The sequence below is a fragment of the Pontibacter pudoricolor genome, from assembly GCF_010092985.1.
Lineage (GTDB): Bacteria > Bacteroidota > Bacteroidia > Cytophagales > Hymenobacteraceae > Pontibacter > Pontibacter pudoricolor.
The window spans coordinates 3,695,121-3,719,621 of sequence record NZ_CP048106.1 but is presented as its reverse complement, the minus strand read 5'-3'; the positions used below and the strand labels follow the sequence as shown (position 1 = coordinate 3,719,621).

23 protein-coding genes are annotated in these 24,501 nt (G+C 46.1%); 8 read left to right on the top strand and 15 right to left on the bottom strand.

Features of this window, described 5'->3' with window-relative positions; translation table 11 throughout:
* Positions 1 to 83: 83 nt before the first annotated feature.
* The 4 genes from GSQ66_RS16115 to GSQ66_RS16100 all read right to left on the bottom strand — a co-directional run bounded on the left by GSQ66_RS16115 (position 84) and on the right by GSQ66_RS16100 (position 3,934).
* Complete coding sequence (locus GSQ66_RS16115) at positions 84 to 2,033, bottom strand: M20/M25/M40 family metallo-hydrolase (RefSeq protein ID WP_238395725.1); 1,950 nt, start codon at positions 2,031 to 2,033, stop codon at positions 84 to 86.
* A gap of 44 nt (positions 2,034 to 2,077) precedes the next feature.
* Entirely contained in the window at positions 2,078 to 2,398 is a 321-nt protein-coding gene (locus tag GSQ66_RS16110) for a hypothetical protein (protein ID WP_162428403.1), read from the bottom strand.
* A gap of 128 nt (positions 2,399 to 2,526) precedes the next feature.
* Positions 2,527 to 3,312, bottom strand: coding sequence for a TerC family protein (locus GSQ66_RS16105; protein WP_162428402.1), 786 nt, complete (start codon positions 3,310 to 3,312; stop codon positions 2,527 to 2,529).
* A gap of 124 nt (positions 3,313 to 3,436) precedes the next feature.
* The gene (locus GSQ66_RS16100) at positions 3,437 to 3,934 is read right to left on the bottom strand and encodes a YajQ family cyclic di-GMP-binding protein (protein ID WP_162428401.1); all 498 of its coding nucleotides are present in this window, start codon (positions 3,932 to 3,934) and stop codon (positions 3,437 to 3,439) included.
* 311 nt (positions 3,935 to 4,245) lie between these two features.
* On the opposite strand from GSQ66_RS16100, the gene GSQ66_RS16095 reads away from it, so the two are divergent.
* A complete protein-coding gene (locus GSQ66_RS16095) occupies positions 4,246 to 4,677 on the top strand; it encodes a GNAT family N-acetyltransferase (RefSeq protein WP_162428400.1) in 432 nt (143 codons plus the stop codon).
* Here GSQ66_RS16095 and GSQ66_RS16090 read toward each other — a convergent pair.
* From GSQ66_RS16090 to GSQ66_RS16055, 8 genes are all read right to left on the bottom strand, one after another.
* On the bottom strand, positions 4,672 to 5,877 hold the full coding sequence (locus GSQ66_RS16090) for a hypothetical protein (protein ID WP_162428399.1): 1,206 nt from the start codon (positions 5,875 to 5,877) through the stop codon (positions 4,672 to 4,674). The genes GSQ66_RS16095 and GSQ66_RS16090 overlap by 6 nt on opposite strands.
* Before the next feature lie 66 nt (positions 5,878 to 5,943).
* A complete protein-coding gene (locus GSQ66_RS16085; protein WP_162428398.1) occupies positions 5,944 to 6,456 on the bottom strand; it encodes a GDYXXLXY domain-containing protein in 513 nt (170 codons plus the stop codon).
* A complete protein-coding gene (locus tag GSQ66_RS16080; RefSeq protein ID WP_162428397.1) occupies positions 6,446 to 7,522 on the bottom strand; it encodes a DUF4401 domain-containing protein in 1,077 nt (358 codons plus the stop codon). The genes GSQ66_RS16085 and GSQ66_RS16080 overlap by 11 nt, the downstream gene beginning before the upstream one ends.
* Positions 7,506 to 8,474, bottom strand: coding sequence for a DUF2157 domain-containing protein (locus tag GSQ66_RS16075; RefSeq protein WP_162428396.1), 969 nt, complete (start codon positions 8,472 to 8,474; stop codon positions 7,506 to 7,508). The genes GSQ66_RS16080 and GSQ66_RS16075 overlap by 17 nt, the downstream gene beginning before the upstream one ends.
* 59 nt (positions 8,475 to 8,533) lie before the next feature.
* Positions 8,534 to 9,160 carry a HEAT repeat domain-containing protein gene (locus tag GSQ66_RS16070; RefSeq protein ID WP_162428395.1) on the bottom strand — a complete coding sequence of 209 codons (627 nt, stop codon included), beginning with the start codon at positions 9,158 to 9,160 and terminating at the stop codon, positions 8,534 to 8,536.
* A gap of 1 nt (position 9,161) precedes the next feature.
* Complete coding sequence (locus tag GSQ66_RS16065; protein WP_162428394.1) at positions 9,162 to 10,058, bottom strand: CPBP family intramembrane glutamic endopeptidase; 897 nt, start codon at positions 10,056 to 10,058, stop codon at positions 9,162 to 9,164.
* The gene (locus GSQ66_RS16060) at positions 10,022 to 10,552 is read right to left on the bottom strand and encodes a hypothetical protein (protein ID WP_162428393.1); all 531 of its coding nucleotides are present in this window, start codon (positions 10,550 to 10,552) and stop codon (positions 10,022 to 10,024) included. The genes GSQ66_RS16065 and GSQ66_RS16060 overlap by 37 nt, the downstream gene beginning before the upstream one ends.
* Positions 10,553 to 10,687: 135 nt before the next feature.
* On the bottom strand, positions 10,688 to 11,215 hold the full coding sequence (locus GSQ66_RS16055) for a DUF2911 domain-containing protein (RefSeq protein WP_162428392.1): 528 nt from the start codon (positions 11,213 to 11,215) through the stop codon (positions 10,688 to 10,690).
* 211 nt (positions 11,216 to 11,426) lie between these two features.
* Between GSQ66_RS16055 and GSQ66_RS16050 the strand changes: the two genes are divergently transcribed.
* From GSQ66_RS16050 to GSQ66_RS16030, 5 genes are all read left to right on the top strand, one after another.
* Complete coding sequence (locus GSQ66_RS16050; protein ID WP_162428391.1) at positions 11,427 to 11,873, top strand: PepSY-like domain-containing protein; 447 nt, start codon at positions 11,427 to 11,429, stop codon at positions 11,871 to 11,873.
* Positions 11,874 to 12,061: 188 nt separating this feature from the next.
* Positions 12,062 to 13,819 (top strand): ABC transporter ATP-binding protein, encoded by a 1,758-nt coding sequence (locus tag GSQ66_RS16045; protein WP_162428390.1) that lies wholly within the window; start codon positions 12,062 to 12,064, stop codon positions 13,817 to 13,819.
* Between the two features lie 106 nt (positions 13,820 to 13,925).
* The gene (locus tag GSQ66_RS16040; RefSeq protein ID WP_162428389.1) at positions 13,926 to 14,987 is read left to right on the top strand and encodes a coiled-coil domain-containing protein; all 1,062 of its coding nucleotides are present in this window, start codon (positions 13,926 to 13,928) and stop codon (positions 14,985 to 14,987) included.
* Between the two features lie 303 nt (positions 14,988 to 15,290).
* Complete coding sequence (locus GSQ66_RS16035; protein WP_162428388.1) at positions 15,291 to 17,078, top strand: DUF6044 family protein; 1,788 nt, start codon at positions 15,291 to 15,293, stop codon at positions 17,076 to 17,078.
* 220 nt (positions 17,079 to 17,298) lie between these two features.
* On the top strand, positions 17,299 to 18,243 hold the full coding sequence (locus GSQ66_RS16030) for a TlpA family protein disulfide reductase (RefSeq protein WP_162428387.1): 945 nt from the start codon (positions 17,299 to 17,301) through the stop codon (positions 18,241 to 18,243).
* Between the two features lie 194 nt (positions 18,244 to 18,437).
* Here the strand turns inward: GSQ66_RS16030 and GSQ66_RS16025 are convergent, their stop codons facing one another.
* The 3 genes from GSQ66_RS16025 to GSQ66_RS16015 all read right to left on the bottom strand — a co-directional run bounded on the left by GSQ66_RS16025 (position 18,438) and on the right by GSQ66_RS16015 (position 20,351).
* The gene (locus tag GSQ66_RS16025) at positions 18,438 to 18,998 is read right to left on the bottom strand and encodes a transposase (RefSeq protein WP_162428386.1); all 561 of its coding nucleotides are present in this window, start codon (positions 18,996 to 18,998) and stop codon (positions 18,438 to 18,440) included.
* A 404-nt stretch (positions 18,999 to 19,402) separates the two neighbouring features.
* Positions 19,403 to 19,825 carry a hypothetical protein gene (locus GSQ66_RS16020; RefSeq protein ID WP_162428385.1) on the bottom strand — a complete coding sequence of 141 codons (423 nt, stop codon included), beginning with the start codon at positions 19,823 to 19,825 and terminating at the stop codon, positions 19,403 to 19,405.
* A 52-nt stretch (positions 19,826 to 19,877) separates the two neighbouring features.
* Positions 19,878 to 20,351, bottom strand: a complete 474-nt coding sequence (locus GSQ66_RS16015; RefSeq protein ID WP_162428384.1) for a DUF2059 domain-containing protein — start codon at positions 20,349 to 20,351, stop codon at positions 19,878 to 19,880.
* A gap of 192 nt (positions 20,352 to 20,543) precedes the next feature.
* On the opposite strand from GSQ66_RS16015, the gene mfd reads away from it, so the two are divergent.
* Together mfd and GSQ66_RS16005 are read left to right on the top strand one after the other, a co-directional pair.
* Complete coding sequence (mfd, locus tag GSQ66_RS16010; protein ID WP_162428383.1) at positions 20,544 to 23,915, top strand: transcription-repair coupling factor; 3,372 nt, start codon at positions 20,544 to 20,546, stop codon at positions 23,913 to 23,915.
* Positions 23,916 to 23,952: 37 nt separating this feature from the next.
* Positions 23,953 to 24,369 (top strand): PAS domain-containing protein, encoded by a 417-nt coding sequence (locus tag GSQ66_RS16005; protein WP_162428382.1) that lies wholly within the window; start codon positions 23,953 to 23,955, stop codon positions 24,367 to 24,369.
* Positions 24,370 to 24,501: the final 132 nt, after the last annotated feature.

The following is a 24,501-nucleotide window of genomic DNA, read 5'->3' as shown; positions in this document are numbered from 1 at the left end:
GCAGGCAAAGTAAGTTTAACTATGGTTCTAATTCCACAGGAAAGTACAGCTATACCATTACAAGCTTAAAACATTTTCGCCTATCAGAAACTATAGCTCTTCCTAACTATAGTCAGGTTACTGTCGCGGCCCTGCTCCGGTACTACATAGTTTGGCCGTGGCTGGCGAATGAGTTGCGCTGGTAAACCGATCGTTTGGTCGTAAAGCAGCAGATTAAGTTTACTGTTTTTGCTCAGCTTTACATCCAGCATCACTTCTTTAGATACCGGCAGGCCATGCACGCGTACGAGGTAAAAGGTTGTCGTATCGGTTTTAATGGGCTGCAAAGGTAGCGCTTCGCCATTCAGGTTGGCTTCTATTATATCGTCCGGGTGCTGGGGTTGCAGGATTACTTCCATGTGCGCACCTCCTGCCGGTGAGCTTAATTTTAGCTGCAGGAAACGTTCTGTGCCTATCGGTACTTCCTGCACCAGTTCGGCCACCGGGGCCTGCAGGTCTATAGTTTCAGCTTCGTTTTTCAGGTAATCACGGGCAGCCATCGGGTAAATTCCGGAAAGCGGCGCTGTGGTTGGGTTCGGGAAAAACTGCTGATTCCAGTCGTCGGTTTGCGTGAAGGCAGATGCCCAGAAAGCTTTATTGGTATCAGTATTCAGATAATAGCTTACATGGCTGTGCAGTGGTCGTTCAGCGGTTGGTTCCTCGCCGGCTACCGGCTGCATAGTATGTACCGCGCCTGCCAGCAAAAGCAAAAGGGGCAGCAAAGGCAGAAATCTCCAGCTAAAACTACGCTCCAAAACTACCAGCAACGGCACGGCAAGCCCTAGCAACAAAAGCAGCACAGCCACCATCGCTACCGGCATCTGCAAAGCAAAAACCACAAACAGGAGCTTAACGATCGGGAACACTATAAAAATGGCCGGCAACAGCGCCAGCAATATAACTGTAACATACTGCCAGCAAACCTCCTCCCGGCGGTGCAGGTCATTTACCAATACAACCAACGAACCCGCCAGGCAGAACAATAACGGAAACAGGAACAGGTAAGAAACCGAAGGAACTATAAACAGCACCACCAGCAACAGCGCAAACCAAACCAGGTAAACGCCCACGAGCAACGCGAATAAACGCACCCAGCGTAAGGCCAGCCAGGTAAGCAGCATAAATAAGCCCAGCGCCAGCAGCAGGTACGCTATAAAAAAACTATCGCTGCCATACACGCCGTTGTGGCTATGAGTATAAGGCAGAAAACCGGTTACAAAGGCATTTAGCGGTATAAACAGGCCGGCGACTATAGCTATCAGCAACAAATATAACATAAAGCTGCCGGCCACTTGTAGTACCGTAAATGCTTTCCGCTTCAGCCCAACTATAAAAACTATAGTTAGCAGCACCGAGGCAAGTATCACCCAAACTATAGTTTGCCATGCCGGGTAATGCACCAGCCAGGTTCCGATAGGGTTAAAAAATACTTTGTCCGCTGCTTTGGTGTTCTCTAACGGGATGTTCCCGAAGTGGCGGGCCAGTGCCAGCATGTTGCTGCCATGGTGTTGCAGGCTATTCTTGTCCATGTTTTCGGGGGAGTCGGTTAGTTTGTGATAGTGCACAAAGCCATCTACAAAAGCCGAGTTAACACCTGCGTAGCCTTCTTTCCGGAACACGGTAAAATCGGTATCGTTCGGCATCTTACGGTACACTTCATAGGCCAGCGAATTAGCAATGGGGTAAGGGGCAGCTTTGGCAAACTGTTCTATCACCCAGCCATTTTCAGGACTGATCTCGAAGGTCATACTTGGGCCGCTGTTGCCACGTGCCTCCACGTTAACTATAACCCCAACCTCTTTTGCCCACGGGTGCTTTAAAAAAGCTTTTGCGCCATACAAACCATACTCTTCCCCGTCTGTCATCAGGAATATCACATCGTTCTGCAGCGGCTCTCCTTGTTTTATGGCGCGGGCAGTTTCCAGCATGGCGGCAATGCCTGCGCCATCGTCGGCAGCGCCTAAGGTGTTTGGTTGCGAGTCGTAATGCGCCATCAGCAGCACTGCTTTGCCTTTGCCCTGCCCTTTAAGCCTGCCAACTATATTATATACATACCCTGCCTGTGTTGCATTTGCCCCTCGTTTACAACTATAGTTTCCTGAATTTCGGGCGCTAAACCCAGCTTCTTCATCTGGCTAAGCAGGTAGTTGCGCACCTGGGCATGAGCTGCTGTGCCCATGGCATGTGGCTGTTTTGCAATCTGCTGCACATGTGCCATGGCCCGTATTGCCGAAAAATCAGTAGCAGGCGCATTGGCTGGCAAGGCCTCGGGGGCACGAACCAGGTAAATACTGAGCAACGCAAAACCCGTTAGCGCTAACAGCAGAAAAGTAGCAATGGCATAGTTACGATGGCGCATAGTATAGTGTAGTGCAAAGTATATAGCTGTCCGAATATAACGATAATTCAGAAAATGAAGCTGTTAGTGCAAACAAAAAAGGCTCCCGGCAGATAGTGCCGGAAGCCTTTTTCATAAATATAAATAGACTAGTCTATAATGGTATAGGCATCGTCGTCTTTCAGATCGCTTTGGCGCAGATGCACAGGCTCCACTTTTTTGCGCAGTTTCATGTTCAGCATTTCCACAAGCAGCGAGAAGAACATGGCAAAGTAGATGTATCCTTTCGGTATCTCTACATGGAAGGCTTCAGCCACCAGCATAACCCCAATCAGGAGCAGGAACGACAGCGCCAGCATTTTTATCGTTGGGTGCTTGTTCACGAAATCGCTTACATACTTGGCAAACAGCAGCATGATAACCATCGAAATAACTACGGCTATGATCATGATCAGCACGTTATCTACCAGCCCGACAGCCGTTAAAATAGAGTCGAAAGAGAAAACGATGTCGATGAGGATGATCTGGATCAGAATTTTACCAAGCGTGGCCGTCGGTTTAGCAGAGCCTTGCGTTTCTTCTTCGCCTTCCAGTTTGTTGTGTATCTCGGTGGTGCTTTTAGCAAGCAGGAACAAACCACCGGCAAACAGAATCAGATCCCGAATCGATACATCCAGCACATCAGCCGTAAATGGCAGTTCCAATGTAAACAACGGCTCTTTGGCCTGCACAATATAGCTTATGAAAAGCAGCAGTATCACCCTGAATACAAGCGCCAGCATCAAACCTATAGTTCGCCCTTTTGCCTGTTGTTCTTTTGGCAGCCTGGCAACTATGATCGAGATAAATACGATGTTATCTATACCCAGCACCACCTCCATAAAGGTCAGTGTAAGCAAACTTATCCAGGTATCCGGGTTGGCAAATATCTCCATGTAGTTAAATTGTTAATTGCTGATTGTTAAATTGTTGAAGGCCGAATGGTTAAATCGTTAGCTGGTGCGTATTTCTTAGTTGATAATTTTCCCAACAATCAGCAATTCAACATTCAGCAATTAATTAGCTTTTCATGTTCACGAACTGCAAGGGCATGCCTATCTCTTCGGCGTTGCCGCGCAACACGGCTATTATCTGCTGCAGGTCGTCTATTTTCTTACCGGTTACCCGTATCGTTTCATCCATTATGGCAGCCGACACTTTCACTTTGCTGTCTTTTATCAGCTTCATTATTTTTTTAGACGACTCCTTATCGATACCGGCTTTTACTTTAATGTCTTTTTTAACCATGGCGCCGCTCTGGTAAGCTTCCTTCGAGAAGTCAAGTGCGGTTGCGTCCAGTCCCTGCTTCACCATTTTGCTCATCAGCACATCTTCGGTATGCTGCACGCGCATGTCGTTTTCCATTACGATCTTCACCTCGCTGGCTTTTTTATCGTATTCCAGGCTGCCTTTCGTGTCCCTGAAATCGTATCGGTTCATGATCTCTTTGCGGGCCACATTTACGGCGTTATCCATAACCTGCGGGTCCACTTTGCTTACAATATCAAAAGATGCCATAGTTCTTCCTGCGCTTTATACTTTAAAAGTTGATTTACCTGAAATGAACTAACAAAGTTATTCCTAAATACTGAATTGTTATATTGCCGGATCACGATATTTACGTATTTGCAAAAAGGCTGTTCTATAGTTGGAGGAAAGAGCCACTAGAAGAATGGTCAACTATAGTTTCATCAGAGAAGTAAAGTTTACTTTGGGCGTGCCGGCAGGCCGTCGGGCTTTCGCCTGTACTCCTCTCTACCGCTGCGGGGTGCCGGCTCTATCCCTCACGCAAAAGGCTGTCGTTTTTATAAAACAGTTATCACTAAACCATGCATATAACAGAGCCATCCACACCAGAACAGTTCGAGCGTTATTACCGCCTGCGTTACCAGACCCTGCGCCAGCCATGGGGCCAGCCCGAAGGCAGCGAGCGCGCTCCCGACGATGATACTGCCATACATGCCATGCTGGTAAACGATGCCGGCGAAACAGTAGGCGTGTGCCGCATGCACCTGCAAACTCCACACGAGGCGCAACTACGTTTTATGGGCATACACCCCAGTTATCAGGGAAAAGGATTAGGAAAGCTGCTGCTGGATTACCTCGAAGACAAAGCCCGGACCATGGGAGCCCAGACTATAGTGTTACAGTCCCGCGAAAAAGCAGTTAGTTTTTACGAGCGCAACGGCTACCACGTAACCGGGAAAACACACCTGCTTTTTGGCACCATCCAGCACTATAAAATGGAGAAGCAACTATAGATTTTGGCTCTGCCTGGGATTCTGATACTCCTTCAGAATTCTTTCTGGTGCTGTTTCAGGCTTATAGGTGTTTATACCGTTCTGGCTCCACCTGTTTACATTATATGCCGTTCGCGCAAGCGGATAACAGAACCACAACACACAAATTACCCAGATAAGCTTTTGATCTATAGTTGCGTTCAGGCTCCGGTTACTGATTACATAAAAAAGCAGTAGCGTTAGTGGCGCATAGATCACTGCCAGGTAGCGTTCGTTATCATCAATTAACAGATCACCTTTAAGCAACATAAATCCTGCATAGCTGGCCGCGCTAGTTACAAACAATAGCACCAGGTGCTGCTTCCCGGAACTATAACTTTGCTTAATAGCCAGCCCCGCAACTATACCATAAACTATAAAAGCGAGTACCGATAGTACTTCCGGCAAAGGCAGGCCAGGCGGCAAAAGCCAAACTCGCAGCACATCAGCATACACCACGAAATTTCGAAACAGGTCAAGTCCGCCTGTTAAATTGTACCCTTCTGCATTGCCGCCATGCATTAACACGCCCCTGTGCCAGGCCAGCAGTGCAAAAACCGGAAGCAGCATGTTCAGAAGTACAGGTATTAACTGATATTTAGAGAACTTCCTGTAATGCAGTAACAAGTACAAACTCATTACCAGCGTAAATACAATGCCTATATGCCGCAGCCCAATCAGCATCACTCCGAGCAATGGCAGCAAGTACAAAGCCCATGTTTTTTTCGGACCAACTAAGGACTTATAACTAAACAGGTAATACAGGCTGAGTATAAAAATAAAGAAAGGCTCTGACCACAGGAAACTATGCACCAGCATAAAAGGCGTGGCAATACTCAGCAAAGCCTTTGTAAACCGCCTGAAGAAAGTATCTGTAACAAGTCTGTTTACCAGCCTGAAATTAATCAGTAAAGTGCCCGCCAGGAAAAACAGGTTTGCTAATTTTATCAGCGACAGGTTATTCTGTAATAAAGCATACAGCATTGAGAGCAACGGCGGCTTTGCTTTAAAAGCAGGTACTGTAAAAATACCGGAAAAGCCGTGCTCTGATAAATAGGAGCTTCCCAACAGGTAAAGATGCGAATCGAAGGTGATCCCGATCCCGTCCCAAAGGCACATAGCAAGAAGTATCACACCTATAGTTGCTAGCAGCAGATCTTCCTTTAAAGTGCTTTTCTCCATGTAAACAGCTCAGAAAGCGAAAGTATAAATTATTGCGCAACTATACTTTTATGTCACGCTCAATCTCTACTGTGCTTCTCCCAATCGCTTTGGTGTTAATAACTGTCTGTTCTTATCATAAAGGCCTATCAGAATACTGTTCCCTTCTTCATCCACACGCAGGCCGCCATATTCCGCCGTTTCAAATGTTTTAGCCTGACCTTCCTCAAAAAAATAAGACTCTGCGCCTAAGTTGAGGGCCCAGTTGCCTTTGTTGTATTTCAGCAGCAGCTCGCCTTCCTGCAGCGGTTCTTTTCCGGGTTGGTACCTTACTAATTGTGCTACCTGCTGCGCATCGAGTTTTACTACTGCATAACCACGGCTTTTGAGCTTGTCCAGGTTTGGCGTCTGGCTGATGGCGTAGCTCAGGCGCATGTAATCGCCCTGCATTAAAGAGCGAGGGTCTACGGGGGCCAGTTTCAGCAACACAAATTCACCATTTTCCAGGGTGTCTTCTTTCTGCACCACCGACCAGTTAAAAAGCGCCAGCACCAGCACCATGTTCACGAGCACAACTATAGATTTAAGGTTATTTCGCATGGTTGCTGATGTAACGGTTTAGAAAGTATAACCCACCTAAGAACAGGCAGCCGGTAAGCACCAGTATACCTGATTTTGCCAGCAGTGTGAGGTGTAAATTATAGTAATACAAAATGATAAAGTAGCCCAGCGCCAGCAAACCAACTATAAAACTGACCCGGTGCCCGATGTAACAGCTGGAAAGTACTATAAGTAATGCTCCTGAGATGCTTGGTGTAGCTATAGTTGGCGCCAACATTACACACACACAAGCATAAACTATAGTTTGGGTTTTGACATCCGTAACGCCTGTTTCCTGCATAATGCGGCGCAGCACAAACAATAAAGCACCTGCTAACAGTATCGTTGCTATCCAGAGATGATTTACGCTGTCTGCATCAAACTCCTGGTGCGAGAGAAGGATAAGTACCCCAACCAGCGAGAAAACCAGCCCCATGCGTACGGGACCATAACGTTTGTTCAGTTTAATGCTTTGTGAGATAAGTTTTGCCTCGTGTAAGCTCAGGTAAGTGAGTAAAGTCGCTATTAATCCAACATATACATGTATCAGGTCAGAAATTCTCAGAATGTAGGGCAGGCTCATTAAACTGCCATTCAGCACCAACACCGACAAAAAAACCAGCACCGTACCTTCCGACACGAGTATAAAAGCTGCCGCTATAGTTGCCAGGGTTAAAGCCAGTGTTGTATCGTTGCTCAGTTCACTAACGCCTATCCCGAAAAGCAGGTAACCGGTAATGTTCAGCGACACGCTTACAGAACTCAGCAACAGGTCGTCGCGCAGGCGGTTTAGTACTTCGGAGGCAACTATAAAAGCTACGCCAAACACCAGCATCGCTACATCAGAGTTGTAAAGGCCGGTGGTAAACAGGAAGCCCATGAAAAAGAGCGTTGCCAGGAAGCCACCAAAAATGGTAAGCAGCTTTACAGGCAGGTTGGTGTAGAGCGACGAACTAAAATGCGCTTCGGCTTCAATTTTTGCAGCATCAAATGTAAAGCTGTCGCCCTCTTCCTGTGCTATAGTTTGCAGCACGCGCTGCAGTTTATCGTTACTGAGCTGTGCCATGCCACTTACGGTTAATGTGAATGATGTTACGAATAAGCAGCGTAATGCTTCCGATCACAAAAAGGCTGGCAAATAAGAAAACGCCGACAGGATCGGAACCTGCCAGGCGCACTATCCCTGCCGCCACAACTATAATTAAACTAAAAGGAATAACGCTGAGGTAAAACAACTCTTTGGTGCGAAGCCCCTGCCAGATGCCAGCCGAATAAGTAATTGCTGCCAGTATAAAACACAGCCCGTAATCCACCCTGAAATTGTCATACATCGCCACCACCATGCTCATAGTTAATGGCACAATGGCCGCCAGCGCCATTACCCTCGGAAACCATTTGTGCGAGCTCCGGATTATAGTACGCGCATGCAGCACTTCCCAAACTATAACCGTTGCAGCATTTATCCCGAAAAGAATGTTCACCACATAATTGAACGGCATGTTGGTAGCCACCTGGTTAATGTATAGTATAAACGTAGTGTTGATAAGCGCCAGCAGGACAAGCCACAACGGCTGAAACCGTGAAACAACCACCCAAAGCACCACGCTCATCGTCCAGCCAAAAAAGAAGTCGTAAGCATTGGCTCCGGTCTGGTAGATCTGCCCGAACACGGCGAATAGTACTCCGGTGAGCATGACACTGCCCGTGAGCAGCACATTTTTTACCACTTTGCTCCGGTTACTGAACACGGCAGTCAGCGTAACTATAAGCAGCAGGCTTTCCAGCAAACCCAGCTTCACGAACTTGTGCATGTCGGCCCAGTTGTAGGCGAAAAAGAACACGACGCCGGCAACTATAAAACTTCCGCCCAGCCCCAGCAAAAACAACTGCAGAAACTTTACCCAGTCTTCAAAATCAGTATATACTTTCTCTTTCCGGAGCCAGTTGGCAATGCTTTGCGCCCGCCAGTTGCTGTGCCGGGCAATGGTATAAAAAATATCGCGGGTGATTTTTTGCATCTATTTAAATGGCTATACTACAGTAATTTACGAAATCAACTATAACCGAACAATATTTCTCATTTCTGAAGCTTCTGCAGCACTTTGGAAAGCCGCCTGTGCTTGGCACCCTGTGTTACTTCGGGTAGCCTTTGGGTAAGTATGCGGGCCATTTCCTGGCTATAGTTGGGTGTAACTATAGTTGCAGTAATTTCGGCATAAGCTGGCAGTTGGTTTACGGGCGCGTCTTTCAGTTGGTCCAGCAGCAGGGCAATACAGTCGTCGGTGTAAGCGGGCGTGGCTGCAAGTATGGTCAGTATTTTAACAGTGTGGTCTTTGGTGATAACCGAGCCTTTGGCCGCAGCTTCTAAAATAGCAACCAGATTATCGTAAAGTATAGTTGGCGCAGCCGGAGCAATAGCGCTTAACGCTGCCATAGTTCCCCAAACCATCCGGTTATTTTTTGATCGCAATAATGTCACCAGCTCCGAAACATAAGGCACTACCAGTTCCGGTTTCAATGCACCGGTTTCATCCAGCACCTTGATCGCGTCGCTTTGTATGTTTTTGTCTTTGTGCTGCAGCAAACCCACCAGCTCTTTTACAGCCTCCGTATCATCGGCTTCAGCTATAGTTTGGGCCAGTTGCTTGTTGGGCTCCTCGTCGCGGCGGTTCAGGCTGGTAGCTAATTTGTCTAGAACGGGCATCTTACTTCCTGAATTCGACTAAGGCCTGCTGTGTCATGATCATTTTAGACTGCAACGCTAAGCCATACTTTTCTTTTAGCTCTGTTTTCAGTTCTTGAAAGCTTTTTTTACTGAAGGTAAAGTTATACCTGCCTGCATCAGTAGTTTGGTCGGCCAGCGCTATGTTGTATTCTTTTTGCAGGGCAGTCAGAAGCTCAGTGATGGTCACGTTCTTCATTTCGATGCCTTTTTTGTCAACCCTGACCTCTGATGTTTTGTCGCCTCTGTCAGATATATTGGCTGCCAGCGCCGTTAGGTTCTCAACTTTTACATCCCACATTTCCTTTTCTACATCAGCTTTGCTTACGTCAAACTTATACAGCTTTTGTAGTTCGGAAAGAATGTCTGCCTTGGTTTTGCTCAGGTCCGGTGCCTGGCTTTTATAGTACAGGTTTACCGCTCTGGTTAATTTGCTGCCCGAGTTATTAACGATAGATACTTCTTCTGTCTGAAGCAGTTGCGTGATCGCATCGTTTAATTTTATGTTTACAAAAGCTGCTGTATCATCTGCAATTACACTTTTAGAGCCTGCACTTTTATCATAGTAAAAATGTTCTTCCACTTTCAAACTATAGTTCTCGTTACGGATGTTCAGTTTTTCTTCCAGCTGACTCATAAACAGCAGCCCTGTTCCCAGAAAAACAGCATTATGCGCCGCATGCAAAAAGAAGCCCCAAAAGAAGCCATACTTTACACGCATATACCCTATCGACAAACCTGCCCAGATCTGCGGCGCGATCAGTACCGGAATTAATAACAGCGCCAGCGACGCATAATTAAAATCAGTATAGTTGGTGATGTGCACCAACCCGAAAAGCACCGCTACACTATAAAATACGGTTGCATATACCCGGGCCATGCACGCTCCAGGAACTCGCCGATAGCATACGCGTTCATCAGGTACACTATCATCAGCAAACCTAGTACAAATGCCGCACCCAATGCCCAAAGCAAAGGCATCATGTTAAAAGCAAAGATTCCTGCCGCAAGCAGTAATACAAACAACAAAAAAGTAAAGTAACCTCTCCGGAACCTGAGCCCTGCCCTGAATACCAGTTCCTCTGCAAACGGCACAATGATAATTCCCAAAAGCAAGGCTCCCCACAACGGAAAACTACGCATCATTTCAGCCACAGCGTGTGCATCGTACTTATGCCAGCCCAGCAACTCTACAAGGTGTATCAGCCCCATAAAACCAAACGTAAGCAACACATCAAGTACCAGCACGCCTAAAAGCACCTGCAGCTTACCAGTAACCTGAATACCGGGAACGGGCGTGTCAGAAGGGTTGCGCAGAAAACTGAGCAGGTCGGTTGCAGTTTGCTTCAGGTTTGAGGCAAAAGCTCTAAGCATGTTTTCAGGGTTTATTCGTGACTATAGAATGATTACAGTTTCAATATAGTAAAATTCCTATACAAACCTGCGTTAAGGCAACAAAAAAGCGGCAGCTGCCTGGTAGCAACTGCCGCTTCATAATTTATAGTTCGCTTATTTTTTAGCTGTCGTAATTTTAACCGGCACAGCCATGTTTTCCCAGCTCAGCAGTAAGCCGTTGCTGTTCACATCGTATTTCAGGCGCTCATTCATAGTTGGTGCTTTCATGGGCGTTACTGTTACGCGCAGGGCATCCTGCTTTTCGTCGTACTGTGTGCCCCACTGCTTGGCCGTTTTATTGAAGATTACGGTCCATTTATCTTCTGCCGGAATAGTGTAGAAACTATACGTACCTGCTGCCAAGGGCTTGCCTTCTACCATGACCGGTTTATCAAAAGTAATAGTAGTCGCCTCGTTCGCGCCGGAGCGCCATACTTGTCCGTAAGGCACCAGCTCTCCCCAAATGGTACGGCCTTTAACCGATGGGCTGCTATAGTTTATAGTTACTGTAGCGTCACCAACTTTACCAGTAGCCGTTGCCGGAGGACTAGCCTTTGGCTTCTGATCCTGGGCCATAGTTGCCGTAGAAAATACAAACGCCAGCAACAAGGCAAGCAGGGCAAAAATACGCGTGTTCTTCATAAGAATTTCTTTTAAAGTTAAAGTTAATGATGGTTTATTACAAACAACCTTTATCATACGAAACTAACGCGCAAGAGATATTCTAAAGTATAAAACTGCCAGACTATAGTTAGTAGCAAGCTGTTGTATTTTAAGTGTACTCAGATTTCCTTCAGAATTGGGTTATAAGTTTACAGCATTGATTTATTAGTTAACTTAAAACCAATACATTATGAAGACCCTATTATTTGCATTCATATTTGCAGGAAGCACCGCACTAGCCGTAAACGCACAGGATGTAGCTACCAAAGACGTACCTTCAACAGTAGCAGCTGCGCTCACCCAGAAATTTGCCAATGCCACCGACCTGGACTGGGAAATGAATGGCACAAACTACGAAGCAGACTTTGACGTGAACCGCGTGGACCATAACGTGCTCATCGACCCTTCGGGCAAAATACTGATGACCAAGCGCGACATCCAGAAAAAAGACCTGCCACAGGCTGTAAGCAGCGCCATCAGCCAGAACCACAAAGGCCTTCGCCTCGACGATATGGAAGTGCTGGAAATAGACGGCACCACGTATTACCAGGTAGAGCTGGATGACAAAGCCGGTGATAAAAAGCTTGTATTTACTGCCGATGGCAAAGAAGCAAGCAACATCACTTACTGGGACTAAATCAGAACCTCCGCAGCAAAAGCGCCTGTAACTATAGTTGCAGGCGCTTTTTGTATTATACCCGATCAGTCAGCGGCTTTCATAGTAACTTATATTTAATCCTGTTCCAATCTTCAGCAAACCGCAGCAGGTATTCATTCTTATAATCTGCGCTTCCGTACGTATAAACCTAAATATTTTTGCTCTACATGCGCGTACTCTGGATCTACCTGCAGCCCCACCGTGGGTTAGTTATAGTATCACTTGTTCTTGCCGGCATCAGTCAGATACTGGCCCTCGTCGATCCTATCATTTTCGGGGAGATCATCGACAAATACGCCACGCCGCCTTTTACCATGACCGGCGAAGAACGTGTGAAAGGAGCTTTGTGGCTGATGCTTTTAGCAGTTATAGTTGCGTTGTTATCGCGGTTGGCAAAGGCTTTCCAGGAATATTTCACGAACCTGGTGGTGCAGAAATTTGGCGTGCAGATCTTTAACGATGGCCTGAAACAAACCCTGAAACTATCTTACCAGGAATACGCTGATCAGAACAGCGGCGAGACACTTTCCATACTGCAACGGGTGCGCCGCGACACGGAGCGGTTTATCAATGCTTTTATCAACATCCTGTTCTCATCTATAGTTGGGGTAGGGTTCCTGGTATGGTATGCGGTTACCAAGCACTGGGCGCTGGTTCCAATTTTCGTGATCGGTATTCTGGTGTTGGGCGGATTAACCAGTTTACTGAGTGCAAAGATCAAGACCATGCAGCGCTCCATTAACCGGGCATCCAATAAAATGTCGGGGGTAATAACGGAGTCGTTGCGCAACATAGAGCTTGTAAAAAGCCTGGGCCTTACCTACCCCGAAATACGCCGCCTGCGCGAACACACTGAGCGCATTTTTAAGCTCGAAATGGCCAAAGTGAAGCAGGTTCGAACACTCTCTTTTCTGCAGGGCACGGCACTTAACCTGCTCAAGCAATCCATCCTTTTTACGTTATTATGGCTTATTTTCCGGGATGTACTGACTACGGGTGAGCTGATCTCGATGCAGTTTATTTCAGTCAGTATTTTCGGCCCGTTGCAGGATTTGGGTACCATTATACTTACCTACCGCGAAGCCGAAGCATCGTTACAGAATTTTGATGAACTGATGAACAAACCCGTGGAAACCCGACCGGAATCTGCTATAGATATCGGCCCGTTGCAGCAGTTGCGGTTCGAAGATGTGGTATTTCACCATCGTGGCGCGAAGCAAAATGCCGTGGATGGCATCTCCTTCGAAGCCAATTCAGGTGATACCATTGCATTCGTCGGGCCGTCGGGTTCGGGTAAATCTACGCTGGTAAAGTTGCTGATGGGCCTGTATAAACCGGTAAGCGGCGAAGTATACTATAACAATTACCCTACCCACGAGATCTGGCTGAACGAAGCGCGCCGGCAACTGGGCTTTGTTACCCAGGAAACCAACCTGTTCTCCGGAACTATAAAAGAGAATCTGCAATACGTAAAACCCGACGCCACCGACGAAGAAGTGCTGACCGCGATGCGAAAAGCATCTGCTACCAACCTGCTGGCCCGCTCCGAAAAAGGCATACACACCCAGATCGGTGAAGGCGGTCTGAAAATGTCGGGTGGCGAAAAACAACGTCTTTCCATTGCCCGCGCCCTTATCCGCAACCCGCGCCTGCTCATCTTCGACGAAGCCACGTCTGCCCTGGACTCGTTAACCGAAGAAGAAATTACCAGTACCGTCCGGGAAATATCGGCATCGAGAGAACAAATAACCATACTGATCGCCCACCGCCTGAGCACCATCATGCACGCCGATACGATTTATGTTTTAGAGCGCGGCAAGATTGTAGAACAGGGCAGCCACCCCGAATTATTGGAGCAAAAAGGACTATACTATGCCATGTGGCGCCAGCAGATCGGGGAACGGAAACAGGAGCTCATCCGGTAGACGCGCGTAGCGTGCGCAGCTCCTACGAGCGTCTAAAACCATTGCAGATAATCCAGCCAGGAAACTATACATTTGCAACAGCAACACCAGCTTATACTTTCAATACATGCTCCAATCCAACAAACCTGCTCCTACCTTAACACCCCAGATCTCTACCTCAGCAGAGCGAAAACTGAGCCAGCTGCAACAGGAGTTTAACCAGAAAACCGGACAAATAGAGCTGCTTAAAAAGGAAATAAGCGCCCGCCGCGAAAGTATAAACACAGCTCAGAAACGTGTCGAAAAAGAACTGCGTCCCATCATACAACAGCAACTGGAAAAGCGTGTAGAGTTAGCAAATTTGTTAGATCAGGCGTTCTCACTTCCCATTTTCAGTATCCGGGAAAAGCTAAAAATATCCGCCCTTATCGAGAACATCACTTTTGATCTGATCTCGAACTATGAGCGCCGTGATATGATTGAGCTGCACGACCGCTATGCCGAATTTACCTATGCCGAACGCACTGCTTTTACCGCCGAAGACGCGGATGAAACTATAGCTGATGATGAGCCAACTATAGAAGATAACTTTGATGACCTGGATGATTTCGAACGCATACAAGCCCAACTGGACCGTGAACGTGAGCAACGCGAACAGGAAAAGCAGAACCGTCAGAAAAACCGCAAAACCAAAGCGCAGTTAGCCAAAGAAGCCCAGGCAAAAGCCGAACTTAGTAACATCAGCAGGGCCAGCCGCCGTGTGTATACCGAACTTGCCAAACAACTGCACCCCGATAAAGAACTGGACGAAACCAAACGCGCCTGGAAAGAAGAAGCCATGAAACGCGTTACCCAGGCCTACCACCACGACGACTTTTTTGAATTGCTGCGCCTGCAAATGGAGTTTATGCAGGAACAAGGCCAGCCACTGGACACGCTGCAGGATGAGCAACTGCAATACTATGTCAAGATACTGACCGACCAACTGGATGAACTGAAAGCTGAGTTTCAGGCACTGGCAAATGGCCCGGATGCCGGTTTTTACACCCGCTTCTGCGGCTCCCCCAAGCAAATGGACCAGAAATTTAAATCCGCCAAAGAGGACCTTACCAGGGAACTGGAGCAGCTAAAACAAAACGTCCGCACCCTACAGGATGACCCGCAAATGATTAAAGTTATTTTGAAGTAATCTGCATACCGCCAGTTTGAGCGCAGCGGTAACTGGTGGTTGATTATGGTAGCAAGTTTGTAACTGCCGTTGCTTTACAAAAGCAATAAAAACGATGGCTGTAACTATAACACTATAGCTAAATTGTCAACTATAGTTACCTAGAATCTATCCTTTTCTGCTCACGCAGAAAGCCAGTTACAAACTGGCACCATGCATCACCACAAGTTCAAACTTGCGGCATGAGAAGATATCCGCAAGCGCCTGGCAAACTATAAAGCGCTGCAGAAAAATAAGTACATTTGTCAGGTAATGTATTTTGAAATGGCTTTAGAAAAAGTGCGCATCAACAAGATCAAAAATACTGGCACCCCCCCGCTCCGGGACACTGGCAGCGTTCTTTTCTGGGTTGGCTTGGCATTTATAGTGCTGCTCTTTTCGCTACCCAGAATACTGCTGGGCGAGGATTCTTATATTACCATACACGATAACCTGGACTCGGAGCTGGTCTGGAAAATGATCATGACCGAAGGCGGTAAACTGATCGGCGACAATGCAGTCACCCAACGGGTAATGAACGGTTTTCCTTCGAAACTATATCCGAGCCAGCTTAACATTTCAGTTTGGTTTTTCCTGTTTCTAAGCCCTTTCTGGGCCTATGCAGTAAATGAGATCCTGGTACACGCTGTTGCCTTTATTGGCATGTTCCTGTTACTTAAAAAGTTCATACTACCAGCAAAAGAACATACCTGGATAGTTTTAGGAGTTTCAATAACGTTTGCTGCATTGCCTTTCTATTCTGTGTATGGCATGTCCATCACCGGGCAGCCGCTATTACTTTACGCTTTCCTTACGCTCCTGAAAAAAGGCCACAACTGGAAAAGTTACGCCATTATAGTGCTGTATGCTTTCTACTCAAGTTTGCCCTTAACAGGCTTTTTTATACTTATAGTTTTGGCAGGCTGGTTTATAGTTGACTACTACAAGCAACGCACAATTAACCGGCCATTTATTTGCGGCATTATCCTGTTAGGCTTGTGTTATGTGGTTACGGAGCATAACCTGCTTTATACCATGCTGCTCGACTCCAGCTACGTGTCACATCGAGTAGATTACATTCCTGAAAATGTCGCATCACATGATATCACTGAATTAGTCCACAACACTGCGGACAGCTTTGTATTCGGGAATTACCATGCAGCTACTGTTCACAGGCCGGTACTTATTGCGGCTATTATAGCTTTGTTTATCGCCTGGAGACGGAAGGACTACAGATCCTATGGCAATATTATGATGCTTATAGCTATAGCTCTGCTACTGTCTTTATCTTACACTATCTACAAGAGTTTTGCGCTTGTAGAGTTGAAAAACACCATCGGCATTGTAAAAACATTCGACTTTTCCAGGTTCTTCTGGTTCAGGCCGCTGATGTGGTTTGTTGCCTTTGCCTTGTCTCTGGCCGTTATTGCCAGAGACACAAACTGGGGGAAGGCATTAGCTACTTTCTGCGTACTGCTTCAGTTAGCTTTCTGCCTTAAAAGCACTACCCAGACCACAAACGAATTTAACGAGAACCGGCACCTGCTTATGGCGAAATATTTCGGCGCACCAAGGCCGGAGCAAAATCTGTCTGTAACTTACAAGGAGTTTTACTCTAAGCAGCTGTTCGCTGAGATCAAAGAATATATAAACAAACCACAGGAATCGTATCGTGTGCTGAGCATTGGCTTTCATCCGAGTATCGCTCAATTCAATGGTTTTTATACTTTAGATGGCTACCAGAACAACTATCCGCTGGAGTATAAATCTCAGTTCAGGAAAATTATTGGCAGAGAAATAGAAAAGAATGACAAGTGGAAATCCTATTTTGATGGCTGGGGAAGCCGGTTTTATATTCTGCCAGCAGAACTGGACAACTATTATGATAACGTTAAAACCAAAGGAGCCAGGATCAAGCAATTAGATATTGATACACCTGCCGCCAGAAGCATGGGCGCCGAATATATTTTCTCTTCTATTGAGATTGAGAATGCAGCTGACAATGGTATGCACCTGGAGAAAATATTTGAGCACAAGAACTCACCCTGGAAAATTTATCTATATTCTATTTAAAAGAAAAAACCAGTATAGAGCCTTATATTTAAGCAAATACAGATTCGCATTAAGCAGATTATCTAAAACAAAACGTACGCACCCTGCAGGATAAACCGCAGATGATTAATGTGATTCTGAAGCAGGACTATAGCTGTTATGCTACTATAACTATAAACAGCTATATTTACTTTAGTACTATCTACTACAACTCATGCGGATCTTCTTCACCTGTGTTTTCTTGCTTCTAGCAGAAGTAGCTTTTAGTCAGCAGCAATTCGAGATCCTGGTGAAGAACGAAAGCACAGAAACTGTTCATTTCTGGTTCCGAAATACTAAAGACTCCCTGAGCAGCAACCAAACTATAAAGCTTATCGACAAAACCTGGACTGGGAACCCTTTCTATTTTTATGTACGCCTACCAGATGATAAAGCCGGAGAGTTTGTGCTATCAAAATTCTGGATCTTTGCCCCGGATGTAAACCGTATACTCACCATACAGCCCGATAAAGCAGTCTGGCTCGATACATCTGTTGATGAAGTGAAGTTGCAAAAGTATCTGGTAGAGTCCGCCAGATACGACTTCTGGTCCGTTACACGTAAATTCATTAGAGAGAACAGAGACAGTGAAATTGCTGCACACGCCATCGCGCTAAATATGCTTTTCTCTCACTATGATGTAAGCACTATAGCACACCATTACCGCAAGCTTACAGCAAATGCCAGAACCGGCTGGGCAGCCGACCAAATAGATAAATATCTTGCAGGCAGACGGCTTTTATCTCGTGGCAATGTTATTCCCGACTTTAGTTTAACCGACGCAACAGGCGACACACTGTCACTGCAAAGCTTTAACAGCAAATATATACTCCTGTATTTCTGGCTACCTTCATGCTCACCCTGCGACAGGTTATTCCCTGACCTAAAAGAACTATACAAAAACACAGATCGCAGCAAACTGGAGATCGCAGGCATTTTCCCTGCCGGGTCTAAAAATGAATTTATAAGAATCATTTCAGAGTACCAGTTTCCCTGGCTAAACCTGCACGACCTTGGGGCAACCTATGCGCGCAGCGAATTTGCTATGAGCTCGTTTCCTACAAGAGTGCTGATAGATGCGACCGGCAAAATAATACGCGTTAACCCCAGCACTTCCGAAATTGAAGCTTTTATGAAGCGAAAGTAAGCCCGGCTATTCTCCCGCGAAGTATATGGCTGGTTTGAGCGATAGCGGCAACTGGTGGTTGAGTATGGCGGCTAGTTTGTAACCATCGAAAGTATAGATTGGGATTATTTACCAGTTACAAAATGACCGTAAGTATAGCCACAAGCTGTGCTGACGCTAAACTTGCAATATGGAAGTATTTTTAAGTAGGAGATTTATACTTGTTGGTAAAACACATCGTCCGGCCACTTCTCCGGATTGCTCAGAATGTAGTCTCTGATTTGATTGTAAGCCTTCTCGCTTCGGATGATATGGTCGTGGAAGGAACGCTGCCAGGCAAACTCTGCTAATCCTGCTGATCGAACTAATTTGGATGTGGTGGTTTTATAAGCGCCAACCAACTGTGACAGGGATTTGATTTTTTGTGCTGGAAGAGAGCCGGCTATTACAGTATTTACAGTTCCTGCTCCGTCGTTCAGCCGTCGCGCGGACAGGTCGCGACCTGTCCCTACAAGTTCGCGGTCGATTTCGATGATGCCGTGCACGTGGTTTGGCATTACCACAAAAGCGTGCAACACTACATACGGATATAGTTCTGCCAGCCTGTGCCATTGCTGTTCTGCAATACAGCCAAATTTATTCAGCTGCATTGCTTCGTTCACAACTTCACCAAAAACACAGGCCTTATCCAGCACACAGGATGTCACAAAGTATAACGCATCCCGGCTATAGTCAAACCCATTTAACCTGTTCAGTTTCCGATCCGGCCATTTCATAGATGAAGTATACGGCACCAGAACAGATTGGTATCAAATGCAAAATGCATTGGATGCACGATCCCCTGTAGGGACAGGTCGCGACCTGTCCGCGCGATAGGCTGAAAGATGAAACAATAACGGTTAATGCTATATACCCGATCCTGTTGATCCTTTAATCCTGTAAATCCTTGGGGAAGAGCCCCAATTTAAAGATTCAGACAAATTATTTTCGGGGATGATTGCCGGTGCACGATTCGGACAGGTCGCGACCTGTCCCTACAGGGGATTGCGGGTGATTTACGGTTATTTCAAAGTATAACCACAGGTTACGCCAACGATAACCCCGCTGTAGGTGTCGGCTTAAAAATCCTCGCAGTAAATATTTTCGGATTGCAAATCCGAAAGAGCTGGGAACTGGGTATTTATACTGCTTCTTTCTTAGTTAACCACCCTTCTCGTACCCAAAGGACAAAAAATATTATACCCCAATAAACAGTCTGAAAAATTCCAAGGAACTTGATTCCCGATTTGATTGCTCCTATATATTCATTTTTAAAATGTTCGAAATTTGAAGGTGTATAACCCAAATAACCTTCTTTTTCAGCAATCAATAGTACTTCAACATGACCGTTTAATTTTTCTTTCCAATCATATCCATCAGGCAAAAAGGACAGTTGCCCTTCTTTGTCTAGCTGTTTTAGATATTCAATTGTTTGTTGCTCCTCTTGCTTCCATTCATAATAACTATCTATCATATTGTAAAAAACGAATATAGTTATGAATATATTAAATGAAACTAACAATCTTTTAACTCCAAGATTTATTTCTTTAAACAGCTTTATCATTTTAAGATATCTTAAATAACTGCACCAATAATAAAATTACACCCGCTGCAAATTAGATACCTTTACTCCTTAATTTTCTAATTATTCCATCTGCTTTTTGTTGACCCCAAATACTCCCTGCATTATATGCTTCTTCGTTTAAAGTTGAGGCATTTGCAGACATTTTCTGTAACAACATTTGATGTTTGATACCCAGCCTATTTTGTGGTAATGTTAAACTTTCAATAAATGTTTCTAAATCTTCTTCTGACAGATACTTGTAATAAACAGGTATAATAATTTCTGCAAAATCACTTACATCTATTTTCCTCATTTCATAAGTAAACTCATTCCAGAATGCATACGACTCTTTGTTTTTGACCCAAGAGTAATTATCAATTGCTTTGTCAATCATTACTTGTCTAGCTTCTTCGGTTATAATTAATGAGTAAATTTTATGCACCTTACTTTTATATGATAGTGATTGGCTATTAGCATTAAATGCAAAAAATAGCGAACAGAAAGTAACTATTAGACAGATTCTCATACGTTATATATTATAAATCAAATATAACGTTTCATAAATACATAAACAAAATTTCATTTCCCTCACACAACCTTCTACCTCCCCCCTCCCAACAAAACATTAACTTCCGTATCTTTGTAAAAGACCTACCAGCAGAACACGGCTAAACTATAAGCCCTGTGTTCTGCCTTTCTTGTTTTGTAATAGAGCTGAATGAAAGTATCTGACTTTTTAGAACTGTATCGTCTCGATGGCATGGTGCAAACTATAGCCGAGCGTCTGAAAACGAACAACACGTACCGCCTGCAACTGAAAGGCATAACTGGCAGTTTAGACGCTGTGCTGGCTTCGGCGGTATATACTATAAATTACCAGCACCAACTCTTCGTCCTCCACGACAAAGAAGAAGCTGCCTATTTCTATACTGACCTGAAGAACCTGCTCGGCGATGTAAAGGAAGTCCTGCTTTTCCCGACATCGTATAAGCGGCCTTATAGTTTCGATGACACCGAGAACGCCAATATACTGATGCGGGCCGAGGTACTTAACCGCGTTAACCAGAAAACCGGGAAAGGCGAACTTATAGTTACTTACCCCGAGGCGCTGACCGAAAAAGTTATCAATAAAAAATCGCTGGTCGAGAACACGCTGGGCGCTAAAGTGGGCGAAAAGCTGGATGTAAGTTTTCTGAGTGAGATGCTGGCTGAGTATGGTTTTGAGCGTACCGAGTTTGTATACGAGGCTGGCCAATATGCTGTGCGCGGTGGCATTGTGGATGTGTTCTCTTATGCCAACGATTTGCCGTACCGCATCGAGCTTTTCGGTGATGAGATCGAAAGTATACGAACCTTTGACCCGGATACACAGCTATCTGTTGAAACCAAGAAAGCGATCTCGATCATCCCGAACGTACAAACCAAACTGCTGCAGGAAACCCGGGAAGCCTTCCTGGATTTTTTGCCGGTTGATACCAACATCTGGTTTAAAGATGTGCGCCAGACGCTGGATGTGATCGATGAGTATTTCGATAAGGCTTCACAGGCGTTTGAGAAGCTGATGGCCGGTAGTGGCGGCATGCAGATCGTATCGGACCCGGAGCAACTTTTCCAGACGCAGAAGCAGTTTAAGAAGCTGCTTGATAATTTTAACATCATCGAGATCGGAAAACGATTTCATTTTAAGTCGGCTGAAGTAATACAACTACAGGCCAAGCCACAGCCATCCTTTAACAAAGATTTTACGAGACTGGTAAAAGACCTGCACGAGCATCAGGGCGCTGGTTTCGTGAACATTATTGCTACGGACTCCCCGCGCCAGATCAACCGCCTGACCATGATCTTTGATGAACTGGACCACGACGTGCGTTTCCAGCACCTGGCCATTTCGTTGCGCGAAGGCTTTATAGATCAGCTACTAAAAGTAACCTGCTACACCGACCATCAGCTGTTCGACAGGTTTTATCAGCACAAGGCCAAGGAAGGACACTCCAAGAACAAGGCCATGACACTGAAAGAGCTGCGTTCGCTGCAGCCCGGCGACTACATCACACACGTAGACTATGGCATCGGCCGTTTTGCAGGCCTGGAGAAAGTAGAAGTGGGCGGCCGTTTGCAGGAAGCCATTCGCTTGGTTTACCGCGACGACGATCTGCTGTATACCAGTATCCACTCGTTGCACAAAATAAGCAAGTACAGCGGAAAAGAAGGCGGCCCGCCAAGCATGAGCAAACTGGGCTCGCCGGAGTGGGAGAACAAGAAAAAGAAAGTTAAGAGCAAGGTTAAGGATATTGCCGCCGAGCTCATTAAACTATACGCCAAACGCAAAGCTGCGCCCGGTTACGCTTTCTCTAAAGATGGTTTCCTGCAGGCCGAGCTGGAGTCGTCGTTTATTTACGAAGACACCCCCGACCAGGGCAAAGCTACCGAAGATGTTAAGGCCGACATGGAGCAACCGCACCCCATGGACCGCCTGGTGTGTGGCGACGTGGGCTTTGGCAAAACCGAAGTGGCCATTCGCGCTGCTTTTAAAGCGGCCTGCGATGGCAAACAGGTAGCCGTGCTGGTACCAACTACGGTATTGGCCATGCAGCATTTCAAAACGTTCCGGGACCGCCTGGCGCAGTTTCCGGTTACTGTGGATTATATAAACCGCTTTAAAACTGCCAAGGATACCAAAGAAACCCTGAAGCGTGTAGCCGAAGGCAAAGTGGATATTCTGATCGGTACGCACCGAATCGTCAGTAAGGACATCAAATTTAAAGACCTGGGCCTGCTGGTAATAGATGAAGAGCAGAAGTTTGGTGTAAAAACCAAGGACAAGCTTAAGGAAATGCGCATTAACGTGGATACACTTACGCTTACGGCCACACCTATTCCGCGTACGCTGCACTTCTCCCTGATGGGTGCCCGTGACCTTTCGGTAATAGCCACGCCACCACCAAACCGCCAGCCAGTACAGACAGAGCTGCATGTATTTGATGAGATTCTGATCCGCGATGGAATTTCGGCTGAGCTGAAGCGTGGCGGACAGGTATTTTTTGTGCACAACCGTGTAAAGGACATCGACGAGATCGCTAACATGATCCTGAAACTGGTGCCGGATGCACGCATTACGTTTGCCCACGGGCAGATGGATGGCGAGCTGCTGGAAAAACGCATGATGAAATTTGTGGAAGGCGAGTACGATGTACTGGTCTCAACAAACATCATTGAGTCTGGCCTGGATATCCCGAATGCCAACACCATCATCATCAACCGGGCGCACATGTTTGGTTTGTCCGATCTGCACCAGATGCGGGGCCGCGTAGGCAGGTCCAACAAAAAGGCGTACTGCTATTTGCTTACGCCACCGGTGGCTGGTTTACCATCCGATGCCCGCAAACGCCTGAGCACCCTGGAAGAGTTCTCAGACCTGGGCGAAGGCTTTAAAATTGCGATGCGCGACCTGGACATTCGTGGGGCCGGTAACTTACTGGGTGGCGAGCAGAGCGGCTTTATTACAGACCTCGGCTTTGAGATGTACCACCAGATACTGGATGATGCCGTGAAAGAACTGAAGGAAACTGAATTCAGAGAGCTGTTTCTGGGGGATAACCTGGAGCAGTTTATAGAGCCGGTGCGCGACTGCAACATCGAAACGGATATGGAAGTGCTGATTCCGGATTGGTATGTAAGCAACATTTCGGAACGCCTGAGCCTCTACAGCAAACTCGACAGCACCAAAGACCTGGACGAGCTGGAAAAATTGCGTGCAAGCATAGTGGATAGATTCGGGCCGCTGCCGGAAGAAGTACAGAAGCTGATCGAGATCGTAAAACTACGCTGGCAGGCACAGCAGCTTGGCTTCGAGAAACTGACAATCAAAAAAGAAGTGATGAAAGGTTACCTGCCCAGCGAAAACAACGATAAGTACTTCCAGTCTGATACTTTTGGTAACATACTCAAGTATGTACAGCAGCATTCGCGCCGCTCACGTTTAAAGGAAGCCAAGAACAAACTTATAGTTATAGTAGAGGATATCCGGACTATAGCAGATGCCCGGGAAGTATTTGAAAATTTAGGAATAAGGGAAATCAACCCTGCTTGACTTATGTGCGTAAACACCTGACCTAAACCATGTTGCGATGATAAATGAATCGATTTATAAGCAGGCTAAAAATGCGCTGAATACAAGTAACGAAAACCTGCTTGATTTTATGGATGCATTACCGCAAATGGCGTGGGCAGCACAACCCAACGGCAAGGTCATATACTTTAACAAAGCCTGGCATGTGTATACCGGCATAACCTCCGGTACCACAGAGGGCTGGATTATTACGATACACCCGGAAGACTCGAGTCAGGTTATTGAAGCCTGGAGAAATGCGCTGCAGAAAGGAGATTACCATATAGAGTGCCGTATCCGGAATGGGACTGACGGATCGTACAGGTGGTTTCTGGAGCAGGGCATGCCTATCCGGGATGAAGACGGAAAAACACTTATCTGGTTTGGTACTTATACTGATATAAATGATGAGAAGCAGGACCAGGAGCCCCTATAGTTACCAGGCATGCATAAACTATACTATTAGCGTAGTAGTTGAGCCCACAATAATTTAATTTCAGAGCCCTCTTAAATAAAGATTTGAATAGGAGATTTCTTTAATTAAATTTACTCACCAGCCCTTTTACTG